At 70.4% G+C, this 24,781-nt stretch carries 17 protein-coding genes and 1 tRNA gene; 13 read left to right on the plus strand and 5 right to left on the minus strand.

What is annotated here, in order from left to right; translation table 11 throughout:
- Positions 1–30: 30 nt before the first annotated feature.
- Positions 31–105: transfer RNA gene (locus LDO27_RS14425), tRNA-Cys, on the minus strand.
- Positions 106–272: 167 nt separating this feature from the next.
- Here LDO27_RS14425 and LDO27_RS14430 point away from each other — a divergent pair.
- The 4 genes from LDO27_RS14430 (at position 273) to LDO27_RS14445 (ending at position 8,046) form a co-directional block, all read left to right on the plus strand.
- A complete protein-coding gene (locus LDO27_RS14430; RefSeq protein WP_224042369.1) occupies positions 273–1,511 on the plus strand; it encodes an exonuclease SbcCD subunit D C-terminal domain-containing protein in 1,239 nt (412 codons plus the stop codon).
- Positions 1,508–5,350, plus strand: coding sequence for an AAA family ATPase (locus LDO27_RS14435; RefSeq protein WP_224042371.1), 3,843 nt, complete (start codon positions 1,508–1,510; stop codon positions 5,348–5,350). The genes LDO27_RS14430 and LDO27_RS14435 overlap by 4 nt, the downstream gene beginning before the upstream one ends.
- A gap of 305 nt (positions 5,351–5,655) precedes the next feature.
- Complete coding sequence (locus LDO27_RS14440; protein WP_222202577.1) at positions 5,656–6,990, plus strand: MFS family transporter; 1,335 nt, start codon at positions 5,656–5,658, stop codon at positions 6,988–6,990.
- 129 nt (positions 6,991–7,119) lie between these two features.
- A complete protein-coding gene (locus tag LDO27_RS14445) occupies positions 7,120–8,046 on the plus strand; it encodes a YihY/virulence factor BrkB family protein (RefSeq protein WP_222202578.1) in 927 nt (308 codons plus the stop codon).
- A gap of 12 nt (positions 8,047–8,058) precedes the next feature.
- Here LDO27_RS14445 and LDO27_RS14450 read toward each other — a convergent pair whose 3' ends face one another.
- Positions 8,059–8,883: a FadR/GntR family transcriptional regulator gene (locus LDO27_RS14450; protein WP_222202583.1), complete on the minus strand. Its 825-nt coding sequence runs from the start codon at positions 8,881–8,883 to the stop codon at positions 8,059–8,061.
- A 346-nt stretch (positions 8,884–9,229) separates the two neighbouring features.
- Here LDO27_RS14450 and LDO27_RS14455 point away from each other — a divergent pair, with 346 nt between their 5' ends.
- From LDO27_RS14455 to LDO27_RS14485, 7 genes are all read left to right on the plus strand, one after another.
- Positions 9,230–10,432 (plus strand): ABC transporter substrate-binding protein, encoded by a 1,203-nt coding sequence (locus tag LDO27_RS14455; RefSeq protein WP_222202586.1) that lies wholly within the window; start codon positions 9,230–9,232, stop codon positions 10,430–10,432.
- A gap of 112 nt (positions 10,433–10,544) precedes the next feature.
- Positions 10,545–11,402 (plus strand): branched-chain amino acid ABC transporter permease, encoded by an 858-nt coding sequence (locus tag LDO27_RS14460; protein WP_222202588.1) that lies wholly within the window; start codon positions 10,545–10,547, stop codon positions 11,400–11,402.
- Positions 11,403–11,419: 17 nt separating this feature from the next.
- A complete protein-coding gene (locus LDO27_RS14465; RefSeq protein ID WP_224042373.1) occupies positions 11,420–12,442 on the plus strand; it encodes a branched-chain amino acid ABC transporter permease in 1,023 nt (340 codons plus the stop codon).
- Positions 12,439–13,218, plus strand: a complete 780-nt coding sequence (locus tag LDO27_RS14470; protein ID WP_224042374.1) for an ABC transporter ATP-binding protein — start codon at positions 12,439–12,441, stop codon at positions 13,216–13,218. Before LDO27_RS14465 ends, LDO27_RS14470 begins: the two co-directional genes overlap by 4 nt.
- The gene (locus LDO27_RS14475) at positions 13,215–13,919 is read left to right on the plus strand and encodes an ABC transporter ATP-binding protein (protein WP_224042376.1); all 705 of its coding nucleotides are present in this window, start codon (positions 13,215–13,217) and stop codon (positions 13,917–13,919) included. Before LDO27_RS14470 ends, LDO27_RS14475 begins: the two co-directional genes overlap by 4 nt.
- Before the next feature lie 46 nt (positions 13,920–13,965).
- Positions 13,966–15,255, plus strand: coding sequence for a Zn-dependent hydrolase (locus LDO27_RS14480; RefSeq protein WP_224042377.1), 1,290 nt, complete (start codon positions 13,966–13,968; stop codon positions 15,253–15,255).
- A gap of 50 nt (positions 15,256–15,305) precedes the next feature.
- Entirely contained in the window at positions 15,306–16,811 is a 1,506-nt protein-coding gene (locus LDO27_RS14485) for a M81 family metallopeptidase (protein ID WP_224042379.1), read from the plus strand.
- Here the strand turns inward: LDO27_RS14485 and LDO27_RS14490 are convergent.
- Positions 16,806–18,440 (minus strand): TerC family protein, encoded by a 1,635-nt coding sequence (locus LDO27_RS14490; RefSeq protein WP_224042381.1) that lies wholly within the window; start codon positions 18,438–18,440, stop codon positions 16,806–16,808. The two genes, LDO27_RS14485 and LDO27_RS14490, sit on opposite strands and share 6 nt — an antisense overlap.
- Before the next feature lie 255 nt (positions 18,441–18,695).
- Here LDO27_RS14490 and LDO27_RS14495 point away from each other — a divergent pair, with 255 nt between their 5' ends.
- A complete protein-coding gene (locus LDO27_RS14495) occupies positions 18,696–20,210 on the plus strand; it encodes a J domain-containing protein (protein ID WP_224042382.1) in 1,515 nt (504 codons plus the stop codon).
- A gap of 76 nt (positions 20,211–20,286) precedes the next feature.
- Here the strand turns inward: LDO27_RS14495 and glmS are convergent, their stop codons facing one another.
- Both glmS and glmU read right to left on the minus strand, forming a co-directional pair.
- Positions 20,287–22,125 carry a glutamine--fructose-6-phosphate transaminase (isomerizing) gene (glmS, locus tag LDO27_RS14500; protein ID WP_222202600.1) on the minus strand — a complete coding sequence of 613 codons (1,839 nt, stop codon included), beginning with the start codon at positions 22,123–22,125 and terminating at the stop codon, positions 20,287–20,289.
- Between the two features lie 116 nt (positions 22,126–22,241).
- Complete coding sequence (gene glmU / locus LDO27_RS14505) at positions 22,242–23,609, minus strand: bifunctional UDP-N-acetylglucosamine diphosphorylase/glucosamine-1-phosphate N-acetyltransferase GlmU (protein WP_222202606.1); 1,368 nt, start codon at positions 23,607–23,609, stop codon at positions 22,242–22,244.
- A gap of 263 nt (positions 23,610–23,872) precedes the next feature.
- Here glmU and LDO27_RS14510 point away from each other — a divergent pair, with 263 nt between their 5' ends.
- Entirely contained in the window at positions 23,873–24,760 is an 888-nt protein-coding gene (locus LDO27_RS14510) for a DUF6279 family lipoprotein (RefSeq protein WP_224042384.1), read from the plus strand.
- Positions 24,761–24,781: the final 21 nt, after the last annotated feature.

Genomic DNA, 24,781 nt, shown 5'->3' on the forward strand with positions numbered 1-24,781 from the left:
GAGGTCTTCAGGCGCCGAGGCCGGGGAGACTGGAGGCGGGGGAACGGAATCGAACCGTCGTGCACGGCTTTGCAGACCGTGGCATCACCACTCTGCCACCCCGCCAGTCATGCCGGGCGAGCCACCCTTGCGGGCGTTCTCGTCGGCGCGGGCCGCAGTGTAGCCGCATTCCGCGATTCGTGCACGGCGCCGCGCCGGGCGCGGCGCCACCGCTGCCCGGCTTGCCCCGCGATCTCTGCTATCGTCACGCCTGTTCTCCACAGGCATGACGCATGCGACTGCTGCACACCTCCGACTGGCATCTCGGCCAGACGCTGCACGACTTCGACCGCACCCACGAACATCAGCACTTCCTCGACTGGCTGCTCGACACGCTCCAAGCCGAGCGCACCGAACTGCTGCTGATCGCCGGCGACATCTTCGACAACGCCAATCCCTCCGCCGCCTCGCAGCGCCAGCTCTACCGCTTCCTGGCCGACGCGCGCGCACGCATGCCGCGGCTGGCCATCGTGCTGGTCGCGGGCAATCACGATTCGCCCGGCCGGCTGGAAGCCCCCGTGCCCTTCCTGGGCCACTTCGGCGCGACCTGCGTGGGCGGCGTGCAGCGCGGCGCGGACGGCACCATCGATGTCGAGCGCATGGTGGTGCCCGTGCGCAACGGCGACGGGGCGATCGCCGCGTGGTGCCTGGCCATTCCGTTCCTGCGCGCGGGCGACGTGCCGCGCATCGAGACGGACGGCGACGCCTACCAGGCCGGCGTGGCCCGCCTCTACCGCGACGCGCTGGACCTGGCGCTGGCGCGGCGCGAGCCGCACCAGCCCATCATCGCGCTGGGCCATTGCCATATGCGCGACGGCCTGACGTCCGAAGACTCCGAGCGGCGCGTGGTGGTGGGCGGCGCCGAGGCGCTGCCCGCCGGGATCTTCGATCCGGCCATCGCCTACGTCGCGCTGGGCCACCTGCATCTGGCGCAGACCGTCGGCAAGCACGCGCATATCCGCTACAGCGGCAGTCCGCTGCCGATGTCGTTTTCCGAGATTCACTATCCGCATCAGGTGCTGGGCGTCGATATCGAGGACGGCGCGTTGCGCGACGTGCGGGCCATCGCGGTGCCGCGCCCCGTGCCCCTGCTGCGCGTGCCACCAACGCCGCGGCCGCTGGACGAGGTGCTGACCGCGCTGCGGGCGCTGGCATTGCCGGACTTGCCCACCGAGCGCCAGCCCTATCTGCAGGTGCGCGTGCGGCTCGACGCGCCCGAGCCCGCGCTGCGCGCGCGCATCGAGGCCGAACTCGACGGCAAGGCCGTGCGGCTGGCCCGCATCGAGGTCTCGGCCAGCGCGGCGACCGGCGACGCCGCCGTGCCGGTGCTGTCGCTGGACGAACTGGGCCGGCTCGATCCGGCCGCGGTGTTTGCGCGACTCTATCGCGAGCGGCACGACGGCGATGCGCCGGCCGAACTCGCGGCCGCGCTCACCGCGCTGATGAACGTGGCCGACGAGGCGACGCCATGAGGATCCTTGCCATCCGCGGCAGGAACCTCGCCTCGCTGGCCGGCGAGTTCGAGGTCGACTTCACGCGCGAGCCGCTTGCCTCCGCCGGCCTGTACGCGATCGGCGGCCCCACCGGCGCGGGCAAGAGCACCCTGCTCGACGCGCTGTGCCTGGCGCTGTACGACGAGACCCCCCGCGTCGCGCGCGTGGGCCCGCGCGGCGCCGGCCTGCCCGACGTGGGCGAGGAAACCGTCGGCGCGCACGATCCGCGCACGCTGCTGCGACGCGGCTGCGCCGAGGGCTACGCCGAAGTCGACTTCGTGGGCGGCGACGAGCTGAGCTACCGCGCCCGCTGGAGCGTGCGGCGCGCCCGCGCCAGGGCGAGCGGCAAGCTGCAGGAAACGCAGATGGCGCTGTCGCTGCTGCAGGCGGACGCCGGCACGCAGCCGGTAGGCAGCGCCCTCAAGACCGAGGTCAAGGCCGCCATCGTGCAGCGCATCGGCCTGACCTTCGAGCAGTTCACCCGCGCGGTGCTGCTCGCGCAGAACGAGTTCTTCGCCTTCCTGAAGGCCGGCGACGACGACCGCGCCGCGCTGCTGCAGGCGCTGACCGGCACGGATCGCTTCGAGGCCATCTCGCGGCGCGCCTTCGAGCGCAACAAGGCCGAGCAGGACACGCTGCGCGGGCTCAGCGAAGCCGCCGCCGCGCACCAGCCCTTCGATGCCGACACGCGGGCGCACTGGGAAGCGCAGCGCGCCGAGCGGCAACGGACGGGAGACGCGCTGCAGGCGCGCTGCCGGCAGCTGGAAGACCATCTGCGCTGGCACACCGCGCACCAGCAGGCCGTGCGCGCGCAGGCCGAGGCCCAGCAGGGATGCGCCGCCGCGCTGGCACGGCGCGACGGCGCCGAAGACCGGCGCCGGCATCTGGCCGCGGTGGAGGCCGCGCAGTCGGCGCGGCCGCTGCTCGAAGCGGCCGACCGGCTGGAGGGCGAGGCCCAGCGTGCGCTGGCGCTGGCGGAACAGGCCGGCGCGGCGCTCGCCACCGCGGCGGCCACCGCCGCGCACGCACGCGCCCTCGAAGCGGATGCGGCAGCGCGCCGCGACGCCGCGCGCGCCACCCAGGCTGCGCTGGCGCCCGCCGTGGCCAAGGCGCGCGAATTCGATGCCGCGCTGACCGCGCTTGCGCCGGAGCATGCGCGCGCCGTGCGCACGCGCGACGAGGCGACCGCATCGTTGGCGCAGGCCCGGCATGCCAGCGACGGCAGCACGCAGGCGCACCGCGAGGCCGTCGCCGAGCATGCGGCGGCGGCGCGCTGGCTGGCCTCGCACATGCACCTGGATGCGCTCGCGCGGCAGTGGCAGCGTTGCGATACGCTGCTGGCGCAAGCGGCCGACTTGCTGACCCACCAACGGCAGGCCGAGTCCACGGGCGCCGACGTGGTGCGGGCGCTGGCGCGCTCGCGCGAGGCGGCCGGCGCGGCGCAGGCGGCGGCAGATCGCGCCGCCACCGGCCTGCGTGAGGCCGAGGCCGCGCTGGCCGGATTGCAGCGCGAGCAGGCCGCCTGCGACGCGGACGCGCTGGCGGCGCGCAAGCAGGCGGCCGACCGGCGGCGCGAAGCGTTGCAGATCGCCGGCGCGCTGTGGCGCGAGTGGCTGGCCGCGGGCGCGCACAGCGCTGAACTGGACGGCCGGCACGCCGATCACGAGGCCAAGCTCGCGGCATGCCGCGCGCAACTGGACGAAGCCAATGCGCGCCGGCCCCAGGCACTGGCCGCCGAACAGCAGGCCGAACGTTCGTGGCGGCTCGCCTACGCCGCGTGCCAGCAAAGCGTCGAAGCGCTGCGCGACGGGCTGCAGCCGGACGCGCCCTGCCCGGTCTGCGGCGCCACCGACCATCCCTACGCCCATACGGGGGAGCCGCTGCGCGACGCGCTGAACCAGGCGCTGCATTCGCTGGAATCCGAGCATCGCGCACGCCAGGCCGAACTGGCGACGCTGACCGCGGCCATTGCCACGCAGGGCGCGCTGGTGGCATCGCACACGCAGGCGGTGGAAGCGCTCGCGCAGCAGCGCGCGCTTGCCCGTCGGCGGCTCGAGGCCGCCGAGCACGCGTGGTCGCTGCACGCTGGCGCCACCGAACTCGACGGCATCGCGGGCATTGCCGACGCGCAGCGTCTGGCATGGCTGGACGAGCGGCTGGCGCAGGCCGAGGCGCAGCAGCAGGCCGCCGGCGCGCAGGAAGCCGCCTGGCGCGAGCTGCAGCGGCGCGCCCATGCGGCCCGTGCCGATGTCGACGCCGCTCGCGCGCAGCAGGCGCGGGCCTCCGACGCGCTGCGCGCGCTGCAGTCCGAAACGGACGCGCTGGTGCTGCGGCAGCAGCACGCCGAGGCGACCGCCGCTCAGCAGCGCGAACGGCTCGCCGGCGTGCTGGCCGAACTTGATGCGGGCGGGCTTGGCGCGGCCTGCGGCCCCTCATGGCACGAAGCGTGGCAACGGGATCCCGCCGGCTACCGCGCCGCGCGCCGCGCCGAGATCGAGGCGGTGCTGAAGGCCGAGGCCGATGCGCAGGCGCTGCGCCAGCGCATCGATCGGCTCGCGGCCGCGCTGACGGCGGCGGCCGAGGCGCTGGAGCGCGCCGGCATCGCGCATCGCGACGCGGCGCAGTCCTTCGCCGAGGCGGAGGCGGGCCGCGTCGCCCGCCAGCGCGAGCGCGATGCCCTGTTCGCCGGGACGCCGTACGCCGGCCGCCCGGTACGCGACATCGAGACCGCGCTCGAGCAGGCCGTGGCCGACGCGCAGGCCGCGCTGGAGGCCGCACAGGTGCGCTGCCGGCACGCCGCGCACGACGAGGCGCGCGCCGCCGAGACCGACCGGCAGGCACGCGAACGGCTGGTGGCGGTGCAGTCCGAAGCCGCCGACGCGCGGGCCCGGGTCGCCGCATGGCTGGCCGCGCACCGCGAACGCAGGGCAACGGCCGCCATGACCGACGGCGGCAGCGACGAAGCCGGCGACGACAACGGCGGTCTGCAGCGCCTGCGCCAGTGGCTGGCCCATGGCGCCGACTGGCAGGCGGCCGAGCGCGAGGCCCTGCATGGACTCGACCGCGCCGTCGCGGAGGCCCGGGCCGTGGCCGCCGAGCGCAACGCCAAGCGCGAGCAGATCGAGGCGACGTGCCCCGGCCCCGAATCCGCCGAGGCGGTGCGCGGCCTGCTGGACGCGGCGCTCGCCGCGCACGCCGACGCCAAGCAGGCCATCGCGGAGGCCGAGTTCGCGCTGCGCCGCGACGACGAGCGCCGCGCGGCCGCCAGCGATGCCGTCGCGCGCATCGCCGCGCAGCAGGAACGCGCGCGCGTCTGGGCCCGGCTCAACGAACTGATCGGCTCGGCCGATGGCCGCAAGTTCCGCAACTACGCGCAGCAGCTCACGCTGGACATCCTGCTCGGTTACGCCAACCGCCATCTGGCCACGCTGTCGCGTCGCTACCGGCTCGAGCGGGTGAGGGGCAGCCTCGCATTGCTGGTGGTGGACCAGGACATGGCGGACGAAATGCGTTCGGTGCATTCGCTGTCAGGGGGCGAGTCCTTCCTGGTGTCGCTCGCGCTGGCGCTGGGGCTCGCGTCGTTGTCGTCGCACCGGGTCCGCGTCGAGTCGCTGTTCATCGACGAGGGCTTCGGCAGCCTGGACGCCGACACGCTGCGCGTGGCGATGGACGCGCTCGACAGCCTGCAGGCGCAGGGCCGCAAAGTGGGCGTGATTTCGCACGTGCAGGAGATGACCGAGCGCATCGGCACGCGCATCGAGATCCGGCGCCTGGCCGGCGGCCAAAGCCGGCTGGTGATCGAAGGAGCGCCGGGCTAGCCGCGGGCGTGGCCGGCTCGCGGGATACACCGTTCGGCTGATTGGACAATCGCCCGCGCTGCCCGCGGCGGCGCGCCCGCGCGCGGCGGCCGCGCCGGCCATCGCACCGCGCCGCCGTGCAGCCAACGGAAAATGGGGTTACCCTAGCCCGGCATCAGCGATCCTGCCAGCCGCGCCATCGCGCGCGGCCGGCCGCAAGGGCCGGACCGTGGCCGCGGTATCCCCCACGCCCCCTGCGAGCCCGGCGACTTCCCGGTCGCCTCACAGAGCAAGGACGCAACGTCTCAACCCTTGCGATCTCTCCGATGACACAACTATCGACGACAACGACAGCTACCGGCACCGCCCCCGGCATTCCCCCCATCGGCTCCCATGAAGACAGCCGCCGCCGCGTGTTCGCGATCGTGGCGGCCTCGTCGGGCAACCTGGTGGAATGGTTCGACTTCTACGTGTACGCGTTCTGCTCGATCTACTTCGCGCACCTGTTCTTCCCGCAGTCCAATCCCACCGTGCAGTTGCTGAACACCGCCGGCGTGTTCGCCGCGGGCTTCCTGATGCGTCCCATCGGCGGCTGGATCTTCGGCCGCATCGCCGACCGCCACGGCCGCAAGAACTCCATGCTGATCTCGGTGCTGATGATGTGCGCCGGCTCGCTGCTGATCGCCTGCCTGCCCACCTACGACAGCATCGGCGCCTGGGCGCCCGCGCTGCTGCTGGCCGCGCGCCTGCTGCAGGGCCTCTCGGTAGGCGGGGAGTACGGGACCACCGCCACCTATATGAGCGAGGTGGCGCTCAAGGGCCGGCGCGGCTTCTTTTCGTCGTTTCAGTACGTGACGCTGATCGGCGGCCAGTTGCTGGCGGTGCTGGTGGTGGTCGTGCTGCAGCAGCTTTACACCGAGCAGGAGCTGAAGACGTGGGCGTGGCGCATTCCGTTCGTGATCGGCGCGATCACGGCCGTGGTCGCGCTGCTGCTGCGCCGCACGCTGCACGAGACCTCGTCGGCCACCACGCGCAACAGCAAGGAGGCCGGCAGCGTCGCCGAGCTGTTCCGCAACCACAAGGCCGCCTTCCTCACCGTGCTGGGCTATACCGCGGGCGGCTCGCTGATCTTCTACACGTTCACGACGTACATGCAGAAGTACCTGGTCAACACGGCGGGCATGTCCATCAAGACGGCCAGCTACGTGATGACTGGCTGCCTGTTCGTCTACATGTGCATGCAGCCGCTGTTCGGCGCGCTGTCCGACCGCATCGGCCGGCGCAACAACATGCTGATGTTCGGCGCGCTGGGCGCGCTGATCACGGTGCCGATCCTGACCGCGCTGCACTCGGTGACCAGCCCCGCCGTGGCCTTCGTACTGATCGCGGTGGCGCTCGCGGTGGTGAGCCTGTACACCTCGATCAGCGGCATCGTGAAGGCCGAGATGTTTCCGCCCCATGTGCGGGCCCTGGGGGTGGGCCTGGCCTACGCGATCGCCAATGCCATCTTCGGCGGCTCGGCCGAATACGTGGCGCTCGGCCTGAAGTCTATGGGCCACGAGACCGCCTTCTACTGGTACGTGACCGCCATGATGGTGCTCGCCTTCCTGGTCAGCCTGCGCCTGCCGCGCCAGGCCAAGTACCTGCACCACGACGACTGAGGGCGTCGTCCCCGCGGGCGCGGGGATGGCGGCGCCGCGCCCCAATGTAGGAGAGGCGCCGATAGTGACGGGGCCCGGGCAGGCACAAGATGGCTTCCATCCGCTCGCCATTCCCCGGAGGACAGGAACATGACACTCCGCGCGCCCCACGCCGCCTCCCCTGGCATCGGCCAGTGGTTCAAGCTGTTCAAGGACACCGTCAGCGCCTGGAGCGACGACTACGCGCCGAGCATGGGCGCGGCCATCGCGTACTACACCGTCTTCTCCATCGCCCCGCTGCTGCTGATCGTGATCTCCGTGGCGGGCATCGTGTTCGGCGCGGAGGCCGCCCGGGGCGAGGTGGTGACCCAGTTGCAGGGGCTGCTCGGCACCGATGGCGCGGAGGCCGTGGAAGACATGCTGGTCGCCGTCAGCGAGCCGGGCACCAGTACCCTGACCACCCTGCTCGGCTTTGCGGCCCTGCTGGTCGGCGCCACCACCGTCTTCGCGGAACTGCAAAGCGCGCTGGACCGCATCTGGCGCGTGCCCGAGCGCCTGCAGTATTCCGGCATCTGGGGCCTGCTGCGCGCCCGCGTGCTGTCCTTCGGCATGATCCTGGGCATCGGCTTCCTGCTGATCGTTTCGCTGCTGGCCAGCGCGGGCCTGTCGGCGCTGGGCCGCGTGTGGGCACCGCTGTTCGGCGAGGGCGAGGTCATCGCCCACGTGGTCGACTTCTTTGTCAGCCTGGCCATCATCACCACGATCTTCGCGATGATCTACAAGTTCATGCCGCGGGCGCACATCCGCTGGCATGACGTGTGGCTGGGCGCGCTGGTGACCGCGCTGCTGTTCGCCATCGGCAAATTCCTGATCGGGCTCTATATCGGCAAGAGCGGCGTGGCATCGGGCTACGGCGCCGCCGGTTCGCTGGTGATCCTGCTGCTGTGGGTCTACTACTCCGCGCAGATCTTCCTGCTCGGGGCCGAATTCACCTGGCTGTACGCACACCGCTTCGGCTCGCTCCGCGGCCGCCCGGAGGGAGCAGCCGCAGGCATCCCGAACAGGCGACCGGCCTAGCGCGCGGCCCCGCTAGTCGCCGTCGTCCTCGCGCACCAGCCGGCCGCGCCGCGGCATCTCCGAATCGAGCACCAGCCTGCCGTGCACGCGGCCGTTCATGCGCGTGACATGGCGCGTGCAATCCTCCATATGCGCGGCCATCAGCGCGCGCACCTTGTCCGCATCGCGCGCGCGCGCGGCCGCCACGATCTTCTTGTGGAACTTGACGTTGGCCGCGCCGAACTTCTCGTGCTCGCATGACGGCGTGTCGTTGCCGAACACCACCAGCTGCCGCAGCATCTCGTTGATCAGCTCGCAGCAAAAGCGCAGCATCGGGTTCGGGTTCGCCTCGGCCAGGATGTCGTGGAAGCTGAGGTCTTCCTGGCGCTGGTCCAGCGGCGCCGCGGCGGCCTCCGACGCGGGATCGCACAGGTCGATGGTGTGCTCCAGCGCGCGCAGGTCCTCTTCCGTGAGATGCGGCACGGCGCCGGCGGCCAGTTCCGGCTCCAGCAGCCGGCGCACCGTGTAGATGTCGGCGATCCCTACGTCCTTGAAGAACAGGTAGTTCTGCATCAGCTGGAAAGTGCGGTCCAGCGGCACCTCGACGATGGTGCCGCCACCAGCCGGGCCGGTGCTGACGCTGATCAGGCCCTGCACCTCCAGCGATTTGAGCGCCTCGCGGATCGTGCTCTTGCTGACCGCGAACGTCTGCTGCAGCTTGACCTCCTGCGGCAGCCTGTCGCCCGGCTTCAGGTTGCGCTGCGTGATCAGCCGCTTGAGCTCCTCCGCGACTAGGTCGGCGCGCTTCTGCTTGCGGATGCCGATTGCCGCCGTCTTGCCGCTTCTAAACATTGCCATTGCCCCGATTCCTCGTTCCGGCCACCGCCCGCGCGCGGTGCACGCAGGCGCATGCCTGCACCGCATTGTGCCCCGCCTCGTGCCGCGCGCACCGCCGGCGGGAGCGGAACGCGCCGACTTGCCTCTGCGTAAACCCTAGCGGCGCCGACGTTGACAGCCGCGCGAGGCGGCCCCTATGATGATTTCACCAGTTTATACGTATAAATAGAATAAACGGGTTCGAATCTTGCTCGTGGTCGACCTGGCCGCCGGGCAGGACAGACGGCCGCGTCCTGGCAGGGCGTGCGGACATCCGGCTCGCGCGTCGCACTTGCCGTTTTGATGTCCCACACACGAGGAGTGAGCTTTGAATCGTCGAGACCTGCTGAAACTGGGCGCGCTGTCCGCCATCCCCGCATCGCTGCTGCACGCCCGTTCGGTGCTGGCCGCCGACGACGCGATCGAGTTCGGCTGTCCCGTGCCGATGTCCGGCCCCTTCGCCGCCAATGGCAAGTTCGCCGACCAGGGCATGGCGCTGGCGCTGGAGCAGTACGGCAAGGTTCTCGGCAAGCCGCTGCGCTACACCGTGCTGGACACCGAGGGCAAACCCGCCACCGCGGTGCGCAAGGTACAGGAACTGGCGCAGCAGAAGAACGCGCGCTACTTCGCCGGCGGCATCCTGTCGTCCGAATCGCTGGCAATGGGCAAGGAAGCGGAGAAGTTCAACGGCGTGTTCGTCACCACCGCCGGCGCCGACGAGATCACGGGCAAGGACTGCAACCGCGCCACCTTCCGCTGGTCGGTGCCGACCTACGGCGCGATCGAGCGCACCGTGCGCCCGCTGATCGAAGCCAATCCCAAGGCAAAGCGCTGGTACACCATCACGCCGCAATACGTGTTCGGCGACGGCCTGCTGTCCGCGGCCAAGAACATCTTCAAGGAAAAGGGCATCGAGCACGTGGGCAACAGCTACCACGCGCTGACCGAGAAGGAATTCAGCGGCTACCTGACCAACGCGATGGCCGCCAAGCCAGACGTGCTGCTGATCCTGAACTTCGGCTCGCAGTCCGCCGACACGCTGCGCCAGGCCATCAGCTTCGGCATGAAGAAGAACACCACCATCCTGCTGGCCTGGGCCTCGGGGCTCGAGCAGTTCGAGTCGCTGGGCGCGGACCTGTGCGATGGCGTCTATTTCGGCGCGCAGTACTGGCACGGCGTCGATACGCCGCTGAACCGCGACCTGGTCAAGCGCGCCAACGCGAAGTTCAAGGCCAATCCCAACTACAGCCTGGCCGGCTCCTATATCTGCACCAAGATCATGCTCGACGCCATGATCAAGGCCGGCAGCGCCGACCCCAAGGCCGTGGTGGCCGCGATGGAGGGCCTGAAGTACGAGGGCCTGACCGGGCCCGAGGAAATCCGCGCGGGCGACCACCAGGTGCTGAAGAACTACTACCTGCTCAAGGGCAAGGCCAAGAGCAAGATGAAGGACAAGGACGACTACGCCGACGTGGTGAGCGTCGGCAAGGCCTTCCTGCCGCTGGAACAGACGCAGTGCAAGATGGCCTGACGGCCTCCGGCATCACCGCACCGCCGCGCCCGCGCGGCGTACTTACCGAAGCCGCACGCCGCGCCCCGCCCGGGACGCGCGGCGGGCCGCTGCCATCCCTCCTGGCGAGTTCATGAACGTCTATCTGCTGCAGGTCATCAATGGCGTCGGCGTCGGCATGCTCTACTTCCTGCTGGCGGTAGGGCTGTCCATCGTCTTCGGCCTTCTGCGCTTCGTCAATTTCGCGCACGGGGCCTTCTACGCGCTGGGCGCCTATCTGTGCTTCCAGGCGCTGCAACTGGGCCTGAACTTCTGGGCGGCGCTGGTGCTGGCACCGCTGATCATCGGCGCGCTGGCGTGGTTCATCGAGAAGCTGATGCTGCGCCACGTCTACGCCCAGGCACACGAGTTCCACATCCTGGTGACCGTGGGCCTCGCGCTCGCGGTGCAGGAACTGATCATCGTCGCATGGGGCCCGCTGGGCGTCGACGTGCCGCCGCCGGACGCGCTGCAGGGCGTGGTGATGTGGGGCGACTTCATCTACCCGAAGTACCGGCTGTTCGTGATCGGCTTCACCGCGCTGCTGGCGGTGGGGCTGTGGTGGCTGCTGGAGGGCACGCGGCTGGGCAGCGCCGTGCGCGCCGGCAGCGAATCGACCGAGATGGTGTCGCTGCTGGGCATCAACGTGTTCCGCCTGTTCAGCCTGATGTTCGCGCTGGGCGCCTCCACCGCCGCCATCGCCGGCGTGCTGGCTGCGCCTATCCGCGGCGCCGAGCCCTTCATGGGGGTCGAGGCGCTGGGCGTGGCCTTTATCGTGGTCGTGGTCGGCGGCATGGGCAGCTTCTCCGGCGCGCTGATCGGCGGGCTGCTGGTGGGCATCGTGCAGAGCCTGATGAGCACGCTGTGGCCGGAAGGCGCGCGGCTGATGATCTATGTCGCCATGGCGGCGGTGCTGCTGCTGCGCCCGCATGGCCTGCTGGGGAGAGGCTGATGGCACGGGAAAACACCATGTTCGGATCCGTCACGCGCTCGCTCGCACGCTACCGGCTGTGGTGGCTGGCGCTGGCGGTGACGCTGGTGCTGCCGCTGGCAATGCGCTCGGGCACGCTGGCCACCGAAGTGCTGGTCTACGGCATGGCGGTAATGGCCTGCAACCTGCTGCTCGGCTACACCGGCCTGCTGTCGTTCGGCCAGGGCATCTTCTTCGGGCTGGGCAGCTACGCGGTGGGCATCGCGCTCACGCGCACCGGCCTGCCCGTGCCGGTGGCACTGCTGCTGGCCATCGTGATGGGGGCCGCGGCGGCGGCGCTGGTGGGCTGGTTCGCCATCCGCCAGCGCGGCACCTACTTCGTGATGCTGACGCTGGCCTTCGCGCAGATGTTCTACTTCCTCGCGTACACCACGCCGTCGATCACCGGCGGCGACAACGGCCTGCTCGATATCCCGCGCCCGGCGCTGTCGATCGGCTCGCACGAGCTGGTGGCGCTCGCCTCGCCGTGGCAGTTCTACGGCTTCGTCGCGGCGCTGTTCCTGGTGGTGTTCTTTCTGGTGCTGCGCGTCACCGACTCGGTGTTCGGCCGCACGCTGCTGGCCATCCGCGACAACGAGGAGCGCGCGCTGGCGGTGGGCTACAACGTCAAGACCTTCAAGCTGCTCGCCTTCGTGATCTCCGGCGCGGTGACGGGGCTGGCCGGCGCGCTGCACGCGATGCTGACCGGCATCGCCTCGCTGAGCAATATCGACTACCACATCAGCGAGATGATCCTGGTGATGACCGTGATCGGCGGCACCGGCAACGTGTTCGCCTCGGTGCTCGGCGCGGCCTTCTACGTGCTGCTCTCCGACTGGCTCTCGACGCTGTGGCCGCGCTGGCTGATGCTGCTGGGCTTCCTGCTGATCGCCGTGAGCCTGTTCATGCAGCGCGGGCTGTGGGGGCTGGGCGAGACGCTGTGGGACCGGTTGCGCGGCGGCCGGCGCAACGCCGGACCGGAGCCTGGCCCGCAGCCCGCCCCGCAGGAGGAACGCGCATGACCGCCACCGCCGCCGCTCCCATCCTGCAGGCCACCGGCATCGTCAAGCAGTACGGCAAGTTCGTCGCGCTCGGCGGCGTGGACCTGCGCGTGATGCCCGGCACCGTGCATTCGGTCATCGGCCCCAACGGCGCCGGCAAGACCACGCTGTTCCACATGCTGACCGGCACGCGCACCGTGACCAGCGGCTCCATCGTGTTCGACGGGCACGACGTCACGGACGAGACCGACTTCCAGCGCGTGCAGCGCGGCATCGCGCGCTCGTTCCAGGTCACCAGCCTGTTTCCCAACCTCACCGTGCGCGAGAACCTGCGGCTCGCCGCGCTCGGCACCGCGCCGCGGCGCGCGCTGAACTGCTGGCGGCTGCCAGTGGGCGATCTGGCGCGCGCGGAAGTCGTCGACCGCGTGCTGGAGCGGCTGGAACTGACCCGCGTGGCGGGGGCCGCGGCCGGCGTGCTGTCGCACGGCCAGCAGCGCCGGCTGGAGGTGGGCATGGCGCTCGCCGCGCGGCCGCGCGCGATCTTCCTGGACGAGCCCACCTCGGGCATGGGCATCGACGACCTGGGCTCGATGAAGCGGCTGATCCGCGGCCTGGCCGAAGACCACACCGTCGTGCTGATCGAACACAACATGGACATCGTGATGGACATCTCCGACACCATCACCGTGATGCAGCAGGGCAAGGTGCTGATGGAGGGCCCGCCCGCCACGGTGCGCGGCGACCCGCGCGTGCGCGCCGCCTATCTGGGCAACATGATCACCGGAGGCGCGCAATGATGCTCGAAGTCCGCGACATTCATGGCTACTACGGCAAGAGCCACGTGCTGCAGGGCGTCTCCCTGTCCGTGGGCGAAGGCGAGCTGGTCACGCTGCTGGGCCGCAACGGCGCCGGCAAGTCGACCACGCTCAAGGCCATCGCGGGCGTGGTGACGCCCCGCGGCGGCGGCGTGCAGCTGCGCGGCAAGAATCTGGCCGGCATGCCCGCGCACCGCATCGCCGCCGAAGGACTGTGCCTGGTGCCCGAGCATCGCGGCATCTTCCGCCTGCTCACCGTCGAGGAGAACCTCAAACTCGGCGCGCGGCGCGAGTCGCCGTGGCAGCTGGCCGACATCTACCGCATCTTCCCCCGCCTGCGCGAGCGCCGCACCAACGGCGGCGCGCAGCTGTCCGGGGGCGAGCAGCAGATGCTGGCCATCGGCCGCGCGCTGATGAACCACCCGCGCCTGCTGATGCTGGACGAGCCGGTCGAGGGGCTGGCGCCGGTGATCGTGGAGGAAATCGTCGCGCAGCTGAAGATGATCAAGGCGGCCGGCGTGCCCATCCTGCTGGTGGAGCAGAACCTGGAGGTGTGCACGCAGCTGGCGGACCGCCACGTGGTCATCGAGCAGGGCAAGGTGGTCTACACCGGCAGCAACGACGAGTTCCGCGCCAACGACGCGGTCAAGGACCGCTATCTGGGCGTCGGCCTGGCGGCATGATTCCTGCGTACCTGCGCCGCGAGCCAACCGACAACGAGGACCAGGCATGAATACCGTGGCAGCAAGCCCGACAACGACTCCGGCAACACCCGCATCGCACGACCTGCGCATCGACGGCACGCGCCTGTGGGACACGCTGATGCAGCTGGCCACCATCGGCGCCACGCCCAAGGGCGGCGTGTGCCGCCTGGCGCTGACCGAGCTGGACCGGCAGGGGCGCGACTTCTTTATCGCGCAGGCGCGCGCCGCTGGGTGCACCGTGCGCGTGGATGCCATCGGCAACATCTTTGCGCGCCGCGCCGGCCGCGACGACGCGCTGCCGCCGGTGATGACCGGCAGCCATATCGATACGCAGCCCACGGGCGGCAAGTTCGACGGCAACTACGGCGTGTTCGCCGGCATCGAGGTACTGCGTACGCTCAACGACGCCGGCATCGTCACCGATGCGCCGATCGAGGTCGCGGTGTGGACCAACGAGGAAGGCTCGCGCTTCGTCCCGGTAATGATGGGCTCGGGCGCCTTCATCGGCGAGTTCGCGCTGGACGACGTGCTGGCGCAGCGCGACCGCGACGGCATCAGCGTCGCGCAGGCACTGGGGGAGATCGGCTTTGCCGGACCCGAGCCCGTGGGCGGGCGGCCGGTGGCCGCCTACTTCGAGGCGCATATCGAGCAGGGCCCGGTGCTGGAGGCCAACGACACCACCATCGGCGTGGTCACCGGGGCGCTCGGCCAGCGCTGGTACGACGTGGTGCTGACCGGCATGGAAGCGCACGCGGGCCCCACCCCGATGTCGCTGCGGCGCGATGCGCTGCTGCCGGCCGCCGAGCTGGTGGGGCTGGTCAACCGCATCGCGCTGGCGCACGCCCCGCACGGGCGCGGCACGGTGGGCTGCCTGTCGGTGCATCCGGATTCGCGCAACGTGATTCCCGGCCGCGTGTCGATGACCGTGGACCTGCGCGCCGCCGACGACGCCGTGCTGTCGGCGATGGACGCCGAACTGCGCGACGCCGCGGCCGCGCTGGCAGCGCGCACCGGCATCGGCATCGACGTGCGGCAGGTCGTGTACTTCGCGCCGCAGCCGTTCGATGCGCGGCTGGTCGGCGCGGTGCGCGACGGCGCCACGCGGCTGGGCCTGTCGCAGATGGACGTGATCAGCGGCGCCGGCCACGACGCCGTCTACCTGGCGCGCGTGGCGCCGACCGCGATGATCTTCGTGCCCTGCAAGGACGGCATCAGCCACAACGAGATCGAGGACGCCAAGCCCGAGCACCTGGAGGCCGGCTGCAACGTGCTGCTGCACGCCATGCTCGACGCCGCCCGGCGTCCGCAGCCCTGACCGCAACACACCACCGCGCCGCAACCGCCCGAATCCGCCCGAGTCCGCCGATGAAAATCCTGATCGCCCGCCTGAACCACGAGACCAACACCTTCTCGCCCGTGCCGACGCCGCTCGCGTCGTTCGACCCGGTCTACGGCGACGAGGCCTACCGCGCGGCCAAGGGCACGCGCACGGCCGCCGCGGCCTTCATCGACCATGCGGAGGCCGCGGGGGCCGAGATCGTGGTGCCGGTGATCGCCGGGGCCAACCCCAGCGGCCGCGTCGCGGCCGAGGCCTACACCGCGCTGTGCGATGCCATCGTCGGCGCGGCGGCGGGCTGCGACGCGGTGATGCTGGACCTGCACGGCGCGATGGTCGCGGAGAACAGCGACGATGGCGAGGGCGACCTGCTCGAACGCCTGCGCGCCGTGCTGCCCGATGCGCCGATCGCCGTGGCGCTGGACCTGCACGGCAACATCTCGCAGAAGCTGATCGACCATGTCGACGTGGCGGTCAGCTTCAAGACCTATCCGCACGTGGACATGTACGAGACGGGCGATCACGCCGGCCGCCTGCTGATGGCCCGCATTGCCGGGCGCAGCAACCCGGTGGTCGCATGGCGGCGGTTGCCGCTGATCACGCATACGCTGTGCAGCCGCACCGACCAGGGCGCGATGCAGCGGGCGGTGGCGCTGGCCCGGCAGGCCGAGGACGAGGACGGCATGCTGGCCGTGTCGATCCTGGCCGGCTTCGGCCTGGCCGATATCGCCGCGCCCTGCCTGTCCGTGATCGTGGTGGGCGACGGGGACGCGCAGCGCGCCGACGCCATCGCGCAGCGCATCGCCGGGCAGATCTGGGAGGATCGCGCCGGCTTCGTCTACGAGTCCGAGCCGCTGTCCGCGTCGATCGCGCGCGCCGCCGAACTGGCCGCCGGCCCCGGCGCCGGCCCCGTGCTGCTGCTGGACCACGGCGACAACTGCATGTCGGGCGGCACCTGCGACAGCATGAGCGTGCTGCACGAGGCGCTGGTGCAGGGCCTGAGCGGCATCGCGGTGGGCCCGGTGTGCGACCCGGAGGCGGTGACGACGCTGATCGGCGCGGGCGTGGGGGCGACCATCACACTGCCGGTCGGCGACAAGGTCGCGCTGGCGCAGCTCGGCCAGTATCCGGTGTCGCGGCCGCTGACCGGCAAGGTCGCCGCGATCAGCGACGGCGAATACACCATCACCGGCCCGACCTACACCGGCCAGCGCATCCGCATGGGCCGCACCGCGCTGCTGGACATCGGCACCGCGCAGGTCATCGTCACCGAGACCCCGCAGGAGCACTGGGACCTTGGCATCTTCACCCATATCGGCGTCGATCCGCACGCCGCGCGCTTCCTGCTGCTGAAGTCGCGCATGTACTGCCGCCCGGTGTTCGTGCCGATCGCGAAGGCGGTGGTCGAGTGCGACGGCGAAGGGGTAACCAGTTCGCGCTACGAGCGCTTCCCGTTCCGCAACGTGCAGCGGCCGGTTTATCCGCTGGATGGGCAGGTCGGCTGGCAGGTGCAGGCAAGCCCGCCTGCCTCATGAACCCTGCGCGCCCGCGGCATCGGCCGGCACGGGCCGCCGGTCGGGACCGTCGGGACTGTCTCCGGTGGCCGCCTGCTCGTCCTCGGGGCCGATGCGCGCGACATCGATCCGTTCGATGCGCCGCTCGGTCACTCCTGCCACGGTGAAGCGATAGCCGTCCAGGTCGAGCCGCGCCCCGGGCGGAGGCAGCACGCCGAAATGGCTCAGCAGCAGCCCGCCCAGCGTGGCATAGCCGCCCTCCAGCGCCTCGGCCCAGGCATCGCCGATCTCCAGCGTCTGCGCCACCGCGCGCAGGTCGGCCGCGCCGTCCATCCGCCAGCGCCCCTCGCCCATCGCAACGATGGTCGGGGTCTCGTCCTCGTCGGGAAACTCGCCCGCGATCGCCTCCAGGATGTCGACCGGGGTGACGACGCCGAGCAGCGCGCCATATTCGTCGGCCACCAGCACCAGCTGGCCGCGCGAGGCGCGCAGGGTGTCCATCAGCCGCAGGATGCCGATCGACTCATGGACGATGATCGGCGGGCGCAGGCTTGCCGCCTCGTCGATACGGCCCAGCCGGTGCAGGTCGCCGATCAGGTCCTTGCCGCGCGCCACGCCCACGATATCGTCCAGCTGTCCCCGGCATACCGGGAAGAAGCTGTGCGGCGCCTCCAGGATCTGCGCGAGCAGCGTGTCGGCATCGTCGTCGATATCGATCCAGGACAGCTCGGTGCGCGGCGTCATCACCGAGCGCACCGAGCGTTCGGCCAGCGACAGCACGCCGCTGACCATGCTGCGCTCCTCGGGCGCGAAGGCGGGCGCCGGCGCGGGTTCGTCCGCCGGGTGCTCGTCGGCGCCTGCCTCGCTGGCGCGGCGCGCGCCAAGCAGGCCGAGCACCGCGTCGGCCGTGCGTTCGCGCAGCGGCCGGCGCGCCTGGCGGCGCTGGAAGTTGCGGCGGGCCACCTGGTTCAGGAACTCGATCAGCACGGAAAAGCCGATGGCCGCGTACAGATAGCCCTTCGGAATATGGAAGCCAAAGCCCTCGGCGACCAGACTCAGGCCGATCATCAGCAGGAAGCTCAGGCACAGCACCACCACGGTGGGGTGCGCGTTGACGAAGCGGGTCAGTGGCTTGGAGGCGAACAGCATCACCCCGATGGCGATCACCACCGCGGCCATCATCACCGGCAGGTGGTCGACCATGCCGACCGCGGTGATGACCGAGTCCAGCGAGAACACGGCGTCCAGGATCACGATCTGGAGGATCACCATCCAGAAGCCGGCGCTGGCCGGTTTCTCGTCCTGCTCGTGCGCCACGCCCTCGATGCGCTCGTGCAGCTCCACCGTCGCCTTGAACAGCAGGAACAGCCCGCCCAGCAGCAGGATCAGCTCGCGCCCGGAAAAGTCCAGCGGCCCGATGGAGAACAGCGGCTTGTGCAGCGAGACCAGCCATGAAATGACCGACAGCAGGCCCAGCCGGGTCAGCAGCGCCAGCGACAGGCCGATCACCCGGGCCTTGTCGCGCTGCGCCGGCGGCAGCTTGGACGAGAGGATCGCGATAAAGATCAGGTTGTCGATGCCGAGCACGATCTCGAGCACGACCAGCGTCGCCAGGCCGACCCAGATCGACGGGTCCGTCATCCATTCCATCGTTGCCATTCCGGTGAGAGCATCAGCGGGACGCCGCGTCGCGGGCACAAGGCGTGAAGACGCGGCCTCGCGCGGGCGGGAGAGGCCATCTTAGCGCAGCGCCCCCGGCCGCCGATGTCCGGCGGCGGACGACTCCCGTGTGGTGTAATGGCATCTTTTTCGCCATCCCCCCTTTTGTCGGGTCAAGGTTTGCCGCGGGCGGCCGACAACCAATGGATCAGCACAAAAAGGTACTGTCCTTGTATTGAGCGCAACATGACCTCACGCGATCCCCGCGGCTACTACGCGATCCTTGGCGTACCGGTTACCGCGACTGCCGCGGAAATCCGCAGCGCCTTTCGCCGCCGCGCGATGGCACTGCACCCGGACAGGAACAAGGCGCCCGGCGCCACCGCCAAGTTCCAGCGCCTGACCGAGGCCTATTCCGTCCTCAGCAACCCCGAGTCCCGCGACGACTACGACGCGGGCATGGCGGAGCCTGCGCGCGGTGCCGGGCCCAAGGGCAGCGCGGGGGCCGGCGCCGGGGCCGGCGCGGGAACGGGCGGCGGACCGGCCGGCGCAGGTGCCGGCGGAGCGGGAGGAGCCGGGGGAGCCGGGGGAGCCGGCACGGAGCCCCCGAAGCGGGAGCAGTCTCGCGCGCGGCTGCCGGAGCCGGTGGTGTGCTCCTGCTGCGGCAAGGTCACCGCGCAGCCGCGCTACGCCGTCTATCACGAGGTCAAGAGCTTTCTGCTGATCAGCAAGCGCACCCCGGTGCAGGGCGTCTTCTGCAGCCACTGCGCCGGCAGCAAGGCGGTGCGCGCCTCCGCCGTGACCTGGCTGATGGGCTGGTGGGGCCTGCCGCTGGGTCCGGTCTATTCGGTCCACGCCATCCTGACCAACCTGTTCGGCGGCAAGCGGCCGCCGCTCGCCAATGCCCGCCTCGCGGCCTCGCAGGCGACGTACTTCGCGGCCACCGGCAATGCCGAAATGGCGCGCGCGGTCGGCCTCGATGCGCTGGATCTGGTCAAGACCATCCGGCCGGACCCGCCCCCCGCGGGCATCCGCCACCGCGACGAAGCGCTGGAGATCCGCCGCCAGGTCGAGACCCTGCTCGCATCGCTCAGCACCACCGGCAAGCCGGTGCGGCTCAAGGATTCCTGGGCGCTGTTCAAGCGCCCCTTCCACCTGCAGCTCGGCCTCGCGCTGTGCGTGGTCGGCGCGGGCGCGTATGCGCTGCCGGACCATGGCGGCCCGTTCTACCGGCGCATGGTCGAGGAAGCGACCACGCTGGCGGCCGAGCCGTTGGCGGCTTTCGCGCCCGAACGCGTCCCCGTCGTCGAAACGCTGACCAACCGCCGCGCGCTCGCGCCGGCGCCCTACAAGCGGCCCGCGACCGCGCCCAACGGACAGCCCTGGCCGCTGCAGGGCGGCTACGTCGAGGGCTACCCGCGCCTGAACAGCAGCGGCCTGTCGACGGTCACCGTCGACAACACCCGCACCGACGACGATGTCTTCGTCAAGCTGGTGCTGCTCACCGGTCCGCAGCCACGCCCGGTGCGCGTCTTCTACGTACCGGCCGGCGGCTCCTTCACCGTCGAGCGCATCACCGAGGGTACTTACGACCTGCGCTACCGCAACCTCGGCAACGGCCAGCTACGCCGCTCCCAGCCCTTCGATCTGCGCGAGGTCAAGACCATGGAAGGCACCGAGTACAGCATCACCTCGCTGAACCTGTACAAGAGCCTGAATGGCAGCTCGCAGATGACGGCGATGTCGGAGGCTGAGTTCTAGCAGGGCGCTTGCGGCGGCGGGAAAAAAGGAAAGGCCCCGAAGGGCCTCTCGATTCTTGCCGCACGCCGAAAGGCGCTCACTCCACCGTCACTGACTTCGCCAGGTTCCGCGGCTTGTCCACATCGGTGCCGCGCGCGCAGGCGGTGTGATACGCCAGCAATTGCAGTGGCACCACATGCAGGATCGGCGACAGGTCGCCGTAGTGCTCGGGCAGCCGGATGACCTGGATGCCGTCCGACGACTGCATGTGCGAGTCGCTGTCGGCGAACACGAACAGCTTGCCGCCGCGCGCGCGCACTTCCTGGATATTGGACTTGAGCTTTTCCAGCAGCGCGTCGTTCGGCGCGACGGTGACCACCGGCATCGCCTCGGTGACGAGCGCCAGCGGGCCGTGCTTCAGTTCGCCGGCCGGATAGGCCTCGGCGTGGATATACGAGATTTCCTTGAGCTTGAGCGCGCCTTCCAGTGCGATGGGGTAATGCAGGCCGCGGCCGAGGAACAGCGCGTTCTCGCGGCGGGCGAATTCCTCGGACCACGCGATGATCTGCGGCTCCAGCGCCAGCACGCCGTGCAGCGCGGCGGGCAGGTGGCGCAGGTTGGCGAGCGCGCGGTCCTGGCTCTCCGGCGACAACGTGCCGCGCACCTTGGCCAGCGCCAGCGTCAGCATGTACAGCGCGGCGAGCTGGGTGGTGAAGGCCTTGGTCGACGCCACGCCGATCTCGGTGCCGGCGCGGGTAATGAAGCGCAGTTCGGTCTCGCGCACCATCGCGCTGCTGGCGACGTTGCATACGCATAGCGTGTGCGTATGGCCCAGCGCCTTGGCGTGGCGCAGCGCGGCCAGCGTATCGGCGGTCTCGCCCGATTGCGAGATCACCACCACCAGCGCGCGCGGATTGGGCACGGTCTCGCGGTAGCGGTATTCGCTGGCGACCTCGACCTGGGTCGGGATGCGGGCGATCGCCTCCAGCCAGTACTTGGCCGTGCAGCCGGAGTAATAGCTGGTGCCGCAGGCCAGGATCAGCACGCTGTCGATGCCGGCCAGGATCTCGGGGGCGCGTTCGCCGAACAGGTCCGGGGTGATGGCGTCGATGCCTTCGAGCGTGTCGCCCAGCGCGCGCGGCTGCTCGAAGATTTCCTTCTGCATGTAGTGGCGGTACGGGCCGAGGTCGACCGCGGCGGCGTGGGCCTCGACCACACGGACCTCCCGCTCCACGGCGTGATCGTCGGCGTCGTGGATGGTGATGCCGTCGCGCCGGATTTCCACCACATCGCCCTCTTCGAGATAGATGATGCGGTTCGCGGTGCCGGCCAGCGCCAGCGCGTCGGAGGCGAGGAAGGCCTCGCCCTCGGCCAGCGCGGCGATCAGCGGCGAGCCGGCGCGCGCGCCCACCACCACGTCGGGCTGGTCCTTGGCGACGACCGCGATCGCATAGGCGCCGCGCAGGCGCTTGGTGATCGCGCGCACCGAGGCGAACAGGTCGCCGCGCGTGGCGCTGCTCGGATAGCTGTAGGCCTGGTGCACCAGATGCGCCACGACCTCGGTATCGGTCTGCGACTCGAAGCCGTAGCCCGCGGCCTTCAACTCGTCGCGCAGCGGCTCGTAGTTCTCGATGATGCCGTTGTGCACCAGGGCGATGGTTTCGCCCGAGAAGTGCGGGTGGGCATTGGTGGTATCGGGCTTGCCGTGGGTGGCCCAGCGGGTGTGGGCCACGCCCAGCGTGCCGGCCAGGCCCGAGCCGCGGGTCTGTTCGTCCAGGTCCGCCACGCGCGACACGGTGCGCGCGCGCTCGAGCACCTCGTCGCGCACGACCGCGACGCCGCAGGAGTCATAGCCGCGATATTCGAGGCGGCGCAGACCTTCGATCAGGACCGGAACGATATTGCGCGTGGAAACCGCGCCGACGATGCCACACATGGTGTTGCTCCCTGGAAACCCGCGGCGTGGGGCCGCATCGTATTGATTCTTGAAATGCGGCACGGGCCGCATTCTGTTTTTCCTGGCTGGCCGCCCGGCTCTGGGCGGCCTTCATCTTACTTCTTGGCCGGCTGCTTCACCGGACGCTGCCAGGCGTCGATGGTCATCTGTTTGGCGCGCGACAGCGTGAGCTTGTCGGCGGGCGCTTCCTTGGTCAGCGTGGTGCCGGCGCCGATGGTGGCGCCGCGGCGAACCGTCACCGGGGCGACCAGCTGCGTGTCCGAGCCGACGAACACGTCGTCCTCGATCACGGTGCGGTGCTTGTTGACCCCGTCATAGTTACAGGTGATGACGCCGGCGCCAATATTCACCCGCGCGCCGACTGTGGAGTCGCCCACATAGGCGAGGTGGTTGGCCTTGCTCTGGGCGGCGATCCGGCTGTTCTTGATCTCGACAAAATTACCGATATGCACGTCCTGGGCCAGCTCAGTACCCGGGCGCAGCCGCGCATAGGGCCCGATCCGGCCGTCCGCGCCCACGCTGGCGTCCTCCAGATGGCAGAACGGGTGCACGCGCGAGCCGGAACCGATCTTGCTATTACGGATCACACAGTGAGCACCGACTTGAACGCCGTCCTCCAGATGCACGCGTCCTTCGAACACGCAACCGACGTCAATGGTGACGTCCCGGCCACATGTCAGTTCGCCGCGCACATCGATGCGGGCGGGGTCGAGCAGCGTCACACCGGCCTCGAGCAGCCGTTGCGCCACGTTGCGCTGATGCAGGCGTTCGAGTTCGGCCAGTTGCACCTTGCTGTTGACGCCGAGGGTTTCCCATTCGGCGCCGGGCTGGGCCGACACCACGCGCAGGCCGTCGGCGACGGCGCGCTCGACCGTGTCGGTCAGGTAGTACTCGCCCTGGGCATTGTCGTTGCGCAGGGTCGAGAGCCACTGGCGCAGCGCGCCGGTGGGGCACACGATGATGCCGGTATTGATTTCATGGATGGCGCGTTCGGCGGCGCTGGCGTCCTTCTGCTCGACGATGCGCACGATCGCGCCGCCCGCATCGCGCACGATGCGGCCATAGCCGGTCGGATCGGCCATCTCCACGGTCAGGATGCCGAAGCCGTCGGCGCCGGCCGCGTCCAGCAGGCCCCTGAGCGTGGCGCCGGTGGTCAGCGGCACGTCGCCGTACAGCACCAGCGTGGGCTGCGATTCATCCAGCAGCGGCAGCGCCTGCATCACGGCATGCCCGGTGCCCAGCTGCTGGGCCTGCAACGCGAATTGCACGTCGTCGGCCGCCACGGCGGCGCGCACCTGCTCGGCGCCGTGTCCCACCACCACCACCAGCCGCGTCGGCGACAGCGTGCGGGCGGTGTCCAGGACATGGGCGAGCAGTGGGCGCCCGGCCAGCGGATGCAGTACCTTGGGCAGGTCGGAATGCATCCGCTTGCCCATGCCCGCGGCGAGAATGACGATATTCACGAGGAGGTTCCTAAGTGACGATGCTCGAGATGATGTCCCGATGTGCTTTGCGTGCGCCGCGCCGGGAAACCGGCCGTGCGGCCGGTCGTGCGCGACCCTGGATCCGGCCGTCTGCAATGGCCGGGAAGGCTTGTCCAGCCTGGGCTGGCGGGGGACGCCCGGGGACCGCTGACATGCGCGGCGATTCTAACATGGGGGGTTTGCGCCGCTTGCGCGCCGTTACCGTTTTTCACGATCGAGGGGGCCTGCGCAAGGCGGCCGCCATGGTCGCCGCGCTCGCGCTCGCGCTGCTGGCGGGCTGCAACGCGATGAAGCTCGGCTACCAGCAGGGCGACCATCTGGCCTACTGGTGGATCGACAACTACGTCGATGTCACCGACGACCAGGAAGCGCAGACGCGCGACGCCATCAATCGCTTCTTCGCCTGGCACCGCAAGGACCAGTTGCCGGAGATCGCCACCGCCCTGCGCCGCGCCAAGGCCCAGGTGCAGCAGCCGGTGACCGCGGCCCAGGTCGAGCAGATCCAGGACGAGGCCCAGCGGCTCGGCCGCGAGGCCTACGACCATGCGCTGCCGGACGTGGCCGACCTGCTGGTCACCCTGACGCCCGAGCAGATCACCCGCATGGAGCGCAAGTTCGCCGACGGCAACGCCAAGTACCGCAAGAAATTCCTGCGCGGCTCGCCCGAGCAGCGGCTCGAGGCCCGCTACGACAAGGTCATGGAGTACGCCAAGCTGATCTACGGCCGGTTCTCGCGCGAGCAGGAAGCCGCCATCCGGGAAGCGGTGCGGCCGGTGGTCGACGGCGCCGACACGCGCTTTGCCGAACGCGAGAAGCGCCAGCAGGCGTGGCTCGCGCTGGCGCGCCAGGTTCAGGCCGAGCGGCCGCCCAAGGCGCGCGTGATGGAGTTGCTCAAGCGCTTCGGCGACCAGTGGCAGGCGCCGCCCAGCCGCGACCGGCAGAGCACCTACGAAGCCAACAACAATGCCGGCGTGGCGCTGGCGGTCACCGTGGCCAACCTGACCACGCCCGAGCAGAAGCGCCATGCCGCCGACCGCTTCCAGGGCTGGATCGACGACACCAACGCGCTGATGCGCGAGGCGCCGCGCCAGGGCACGGCGGCGGCGGCCGGGTCACGCGCGTCGAACTGACGTCGCCCGGGGGCGGCCGGC

It is taken from the genome of Cupriavidus respiraculi, assembly GCF_914271545.1.
GTDB classification, from domain to species: Bacteria; Pseudomonadota; Gammaproteobacteria; order Burkholderiales; family Burkholderiaceae; genus Cupriavidus; species Cupriavidus respiraculi.

Bases quoted from the DNA above. Each gene is read 5' to 3' on its own strand.
- LDO27_RS14430 (WP_224042369.1), top strand. From the start codon at position 273: ATGCGACTGCTGCACACCTCCGACTGGCATCTCGGCCAGACGCTGCAC.
- LDO27_RS14490 (WP_224042381.1), bottom strand. From the start codon at position 18,440: ATGGAATGGATGACGGACCCGTCGATCTGGGTCGGCCTGGCGACGCTG.
- LDO27_RS14475 (WP_224042376.1), top strand. From the start codon at position 13,215: ATGATGCTCGAAGTCCGCGACATTCATGGCTACTACGGCAAGAGCCAC.
- LDO27_RS14470 (WP_224042374.1), top strand. From the start codon at position 12,439: ATGACCGCCACCGCCGCCGCTCCCATCCTGCAGGCCACCGGCATCGTC.
- LDO27_RS14510 (WP_224042384.1), top strand. From the start codon at position 23,873: ATGGTCGCCGCGCTCGCGCTCGCGCTGCTGGCGGGCTGCAACGCGATG.
- glmS (WP_222202600.1), bottom strand. From the start codon at position 22,125: ATGTGTGGCATCGTCGGCGCGGTTTCCACGCGCAATATCGTTCCGGTC.
- LDO27_RS14465 (WP_224042373.1), top strand. From the start codon at position 11,420: ATGTTCGGATCCGTCACGCGCTCGCTCGCACGCTACCGGCTGTGGTGG.
- LDO27_RS14495 (WP_224042382.1), top strand. From the start codon at position 18,696: ATGACCTCACGCGATCCCCGCGGCTACTACGCGATCCTTGGCGTACCG.
- LDO27_RS14445 (WP_222202578.1), top strand. From the start codon at position 7,120: ATGACACTCCGCGCGCCCCACGCCGCCTCCCCTGGCATCGGCCAGTGG.
- LDO27_RS14435 (WP_224042371.1), top strand. From the start codon at position 1,508: ATGAGGATCCTTGCCATCCGCGGCAGGAACCTCGCCTCGCTGGCCGGC.
- LDO27_RS14460 (WP_222202588.1), top strand. From the start codon at position 10,545: ATGAACGTCTATCTGCTGCAGGTCATCAATGGCGTCGGCGTCGGCATG.
- LDO27_RS14450 (WP_222202583.1), bottom strand. From the start codon at position 8,883: ATGGCAATGTTTAGAAGCGGCAAGACGGCGGCAATCGGCATCCGCAAG.
- LDO27_RS14485 (WP_224042379.1), top strand. From the start codon at position 15,306: ATGAAAATCCTGATCGCCCGCCTGAACCACGAGACCAACACCTTCTCG.
- LDO27_RS14480 (WP_224042377.1), top strand. From the start codon at position 13,966: ATGAATACCGTGGCAGCAAGCCCGACAACGACTCCGGCAACACCCGCA.
- LDO27_RS14440 (WP_222202577.1), top strand. From the start codon at position 5,656: ATGACACAACTATCGACGACAACGACAGCTACCGGCACCGCCCCCGGC.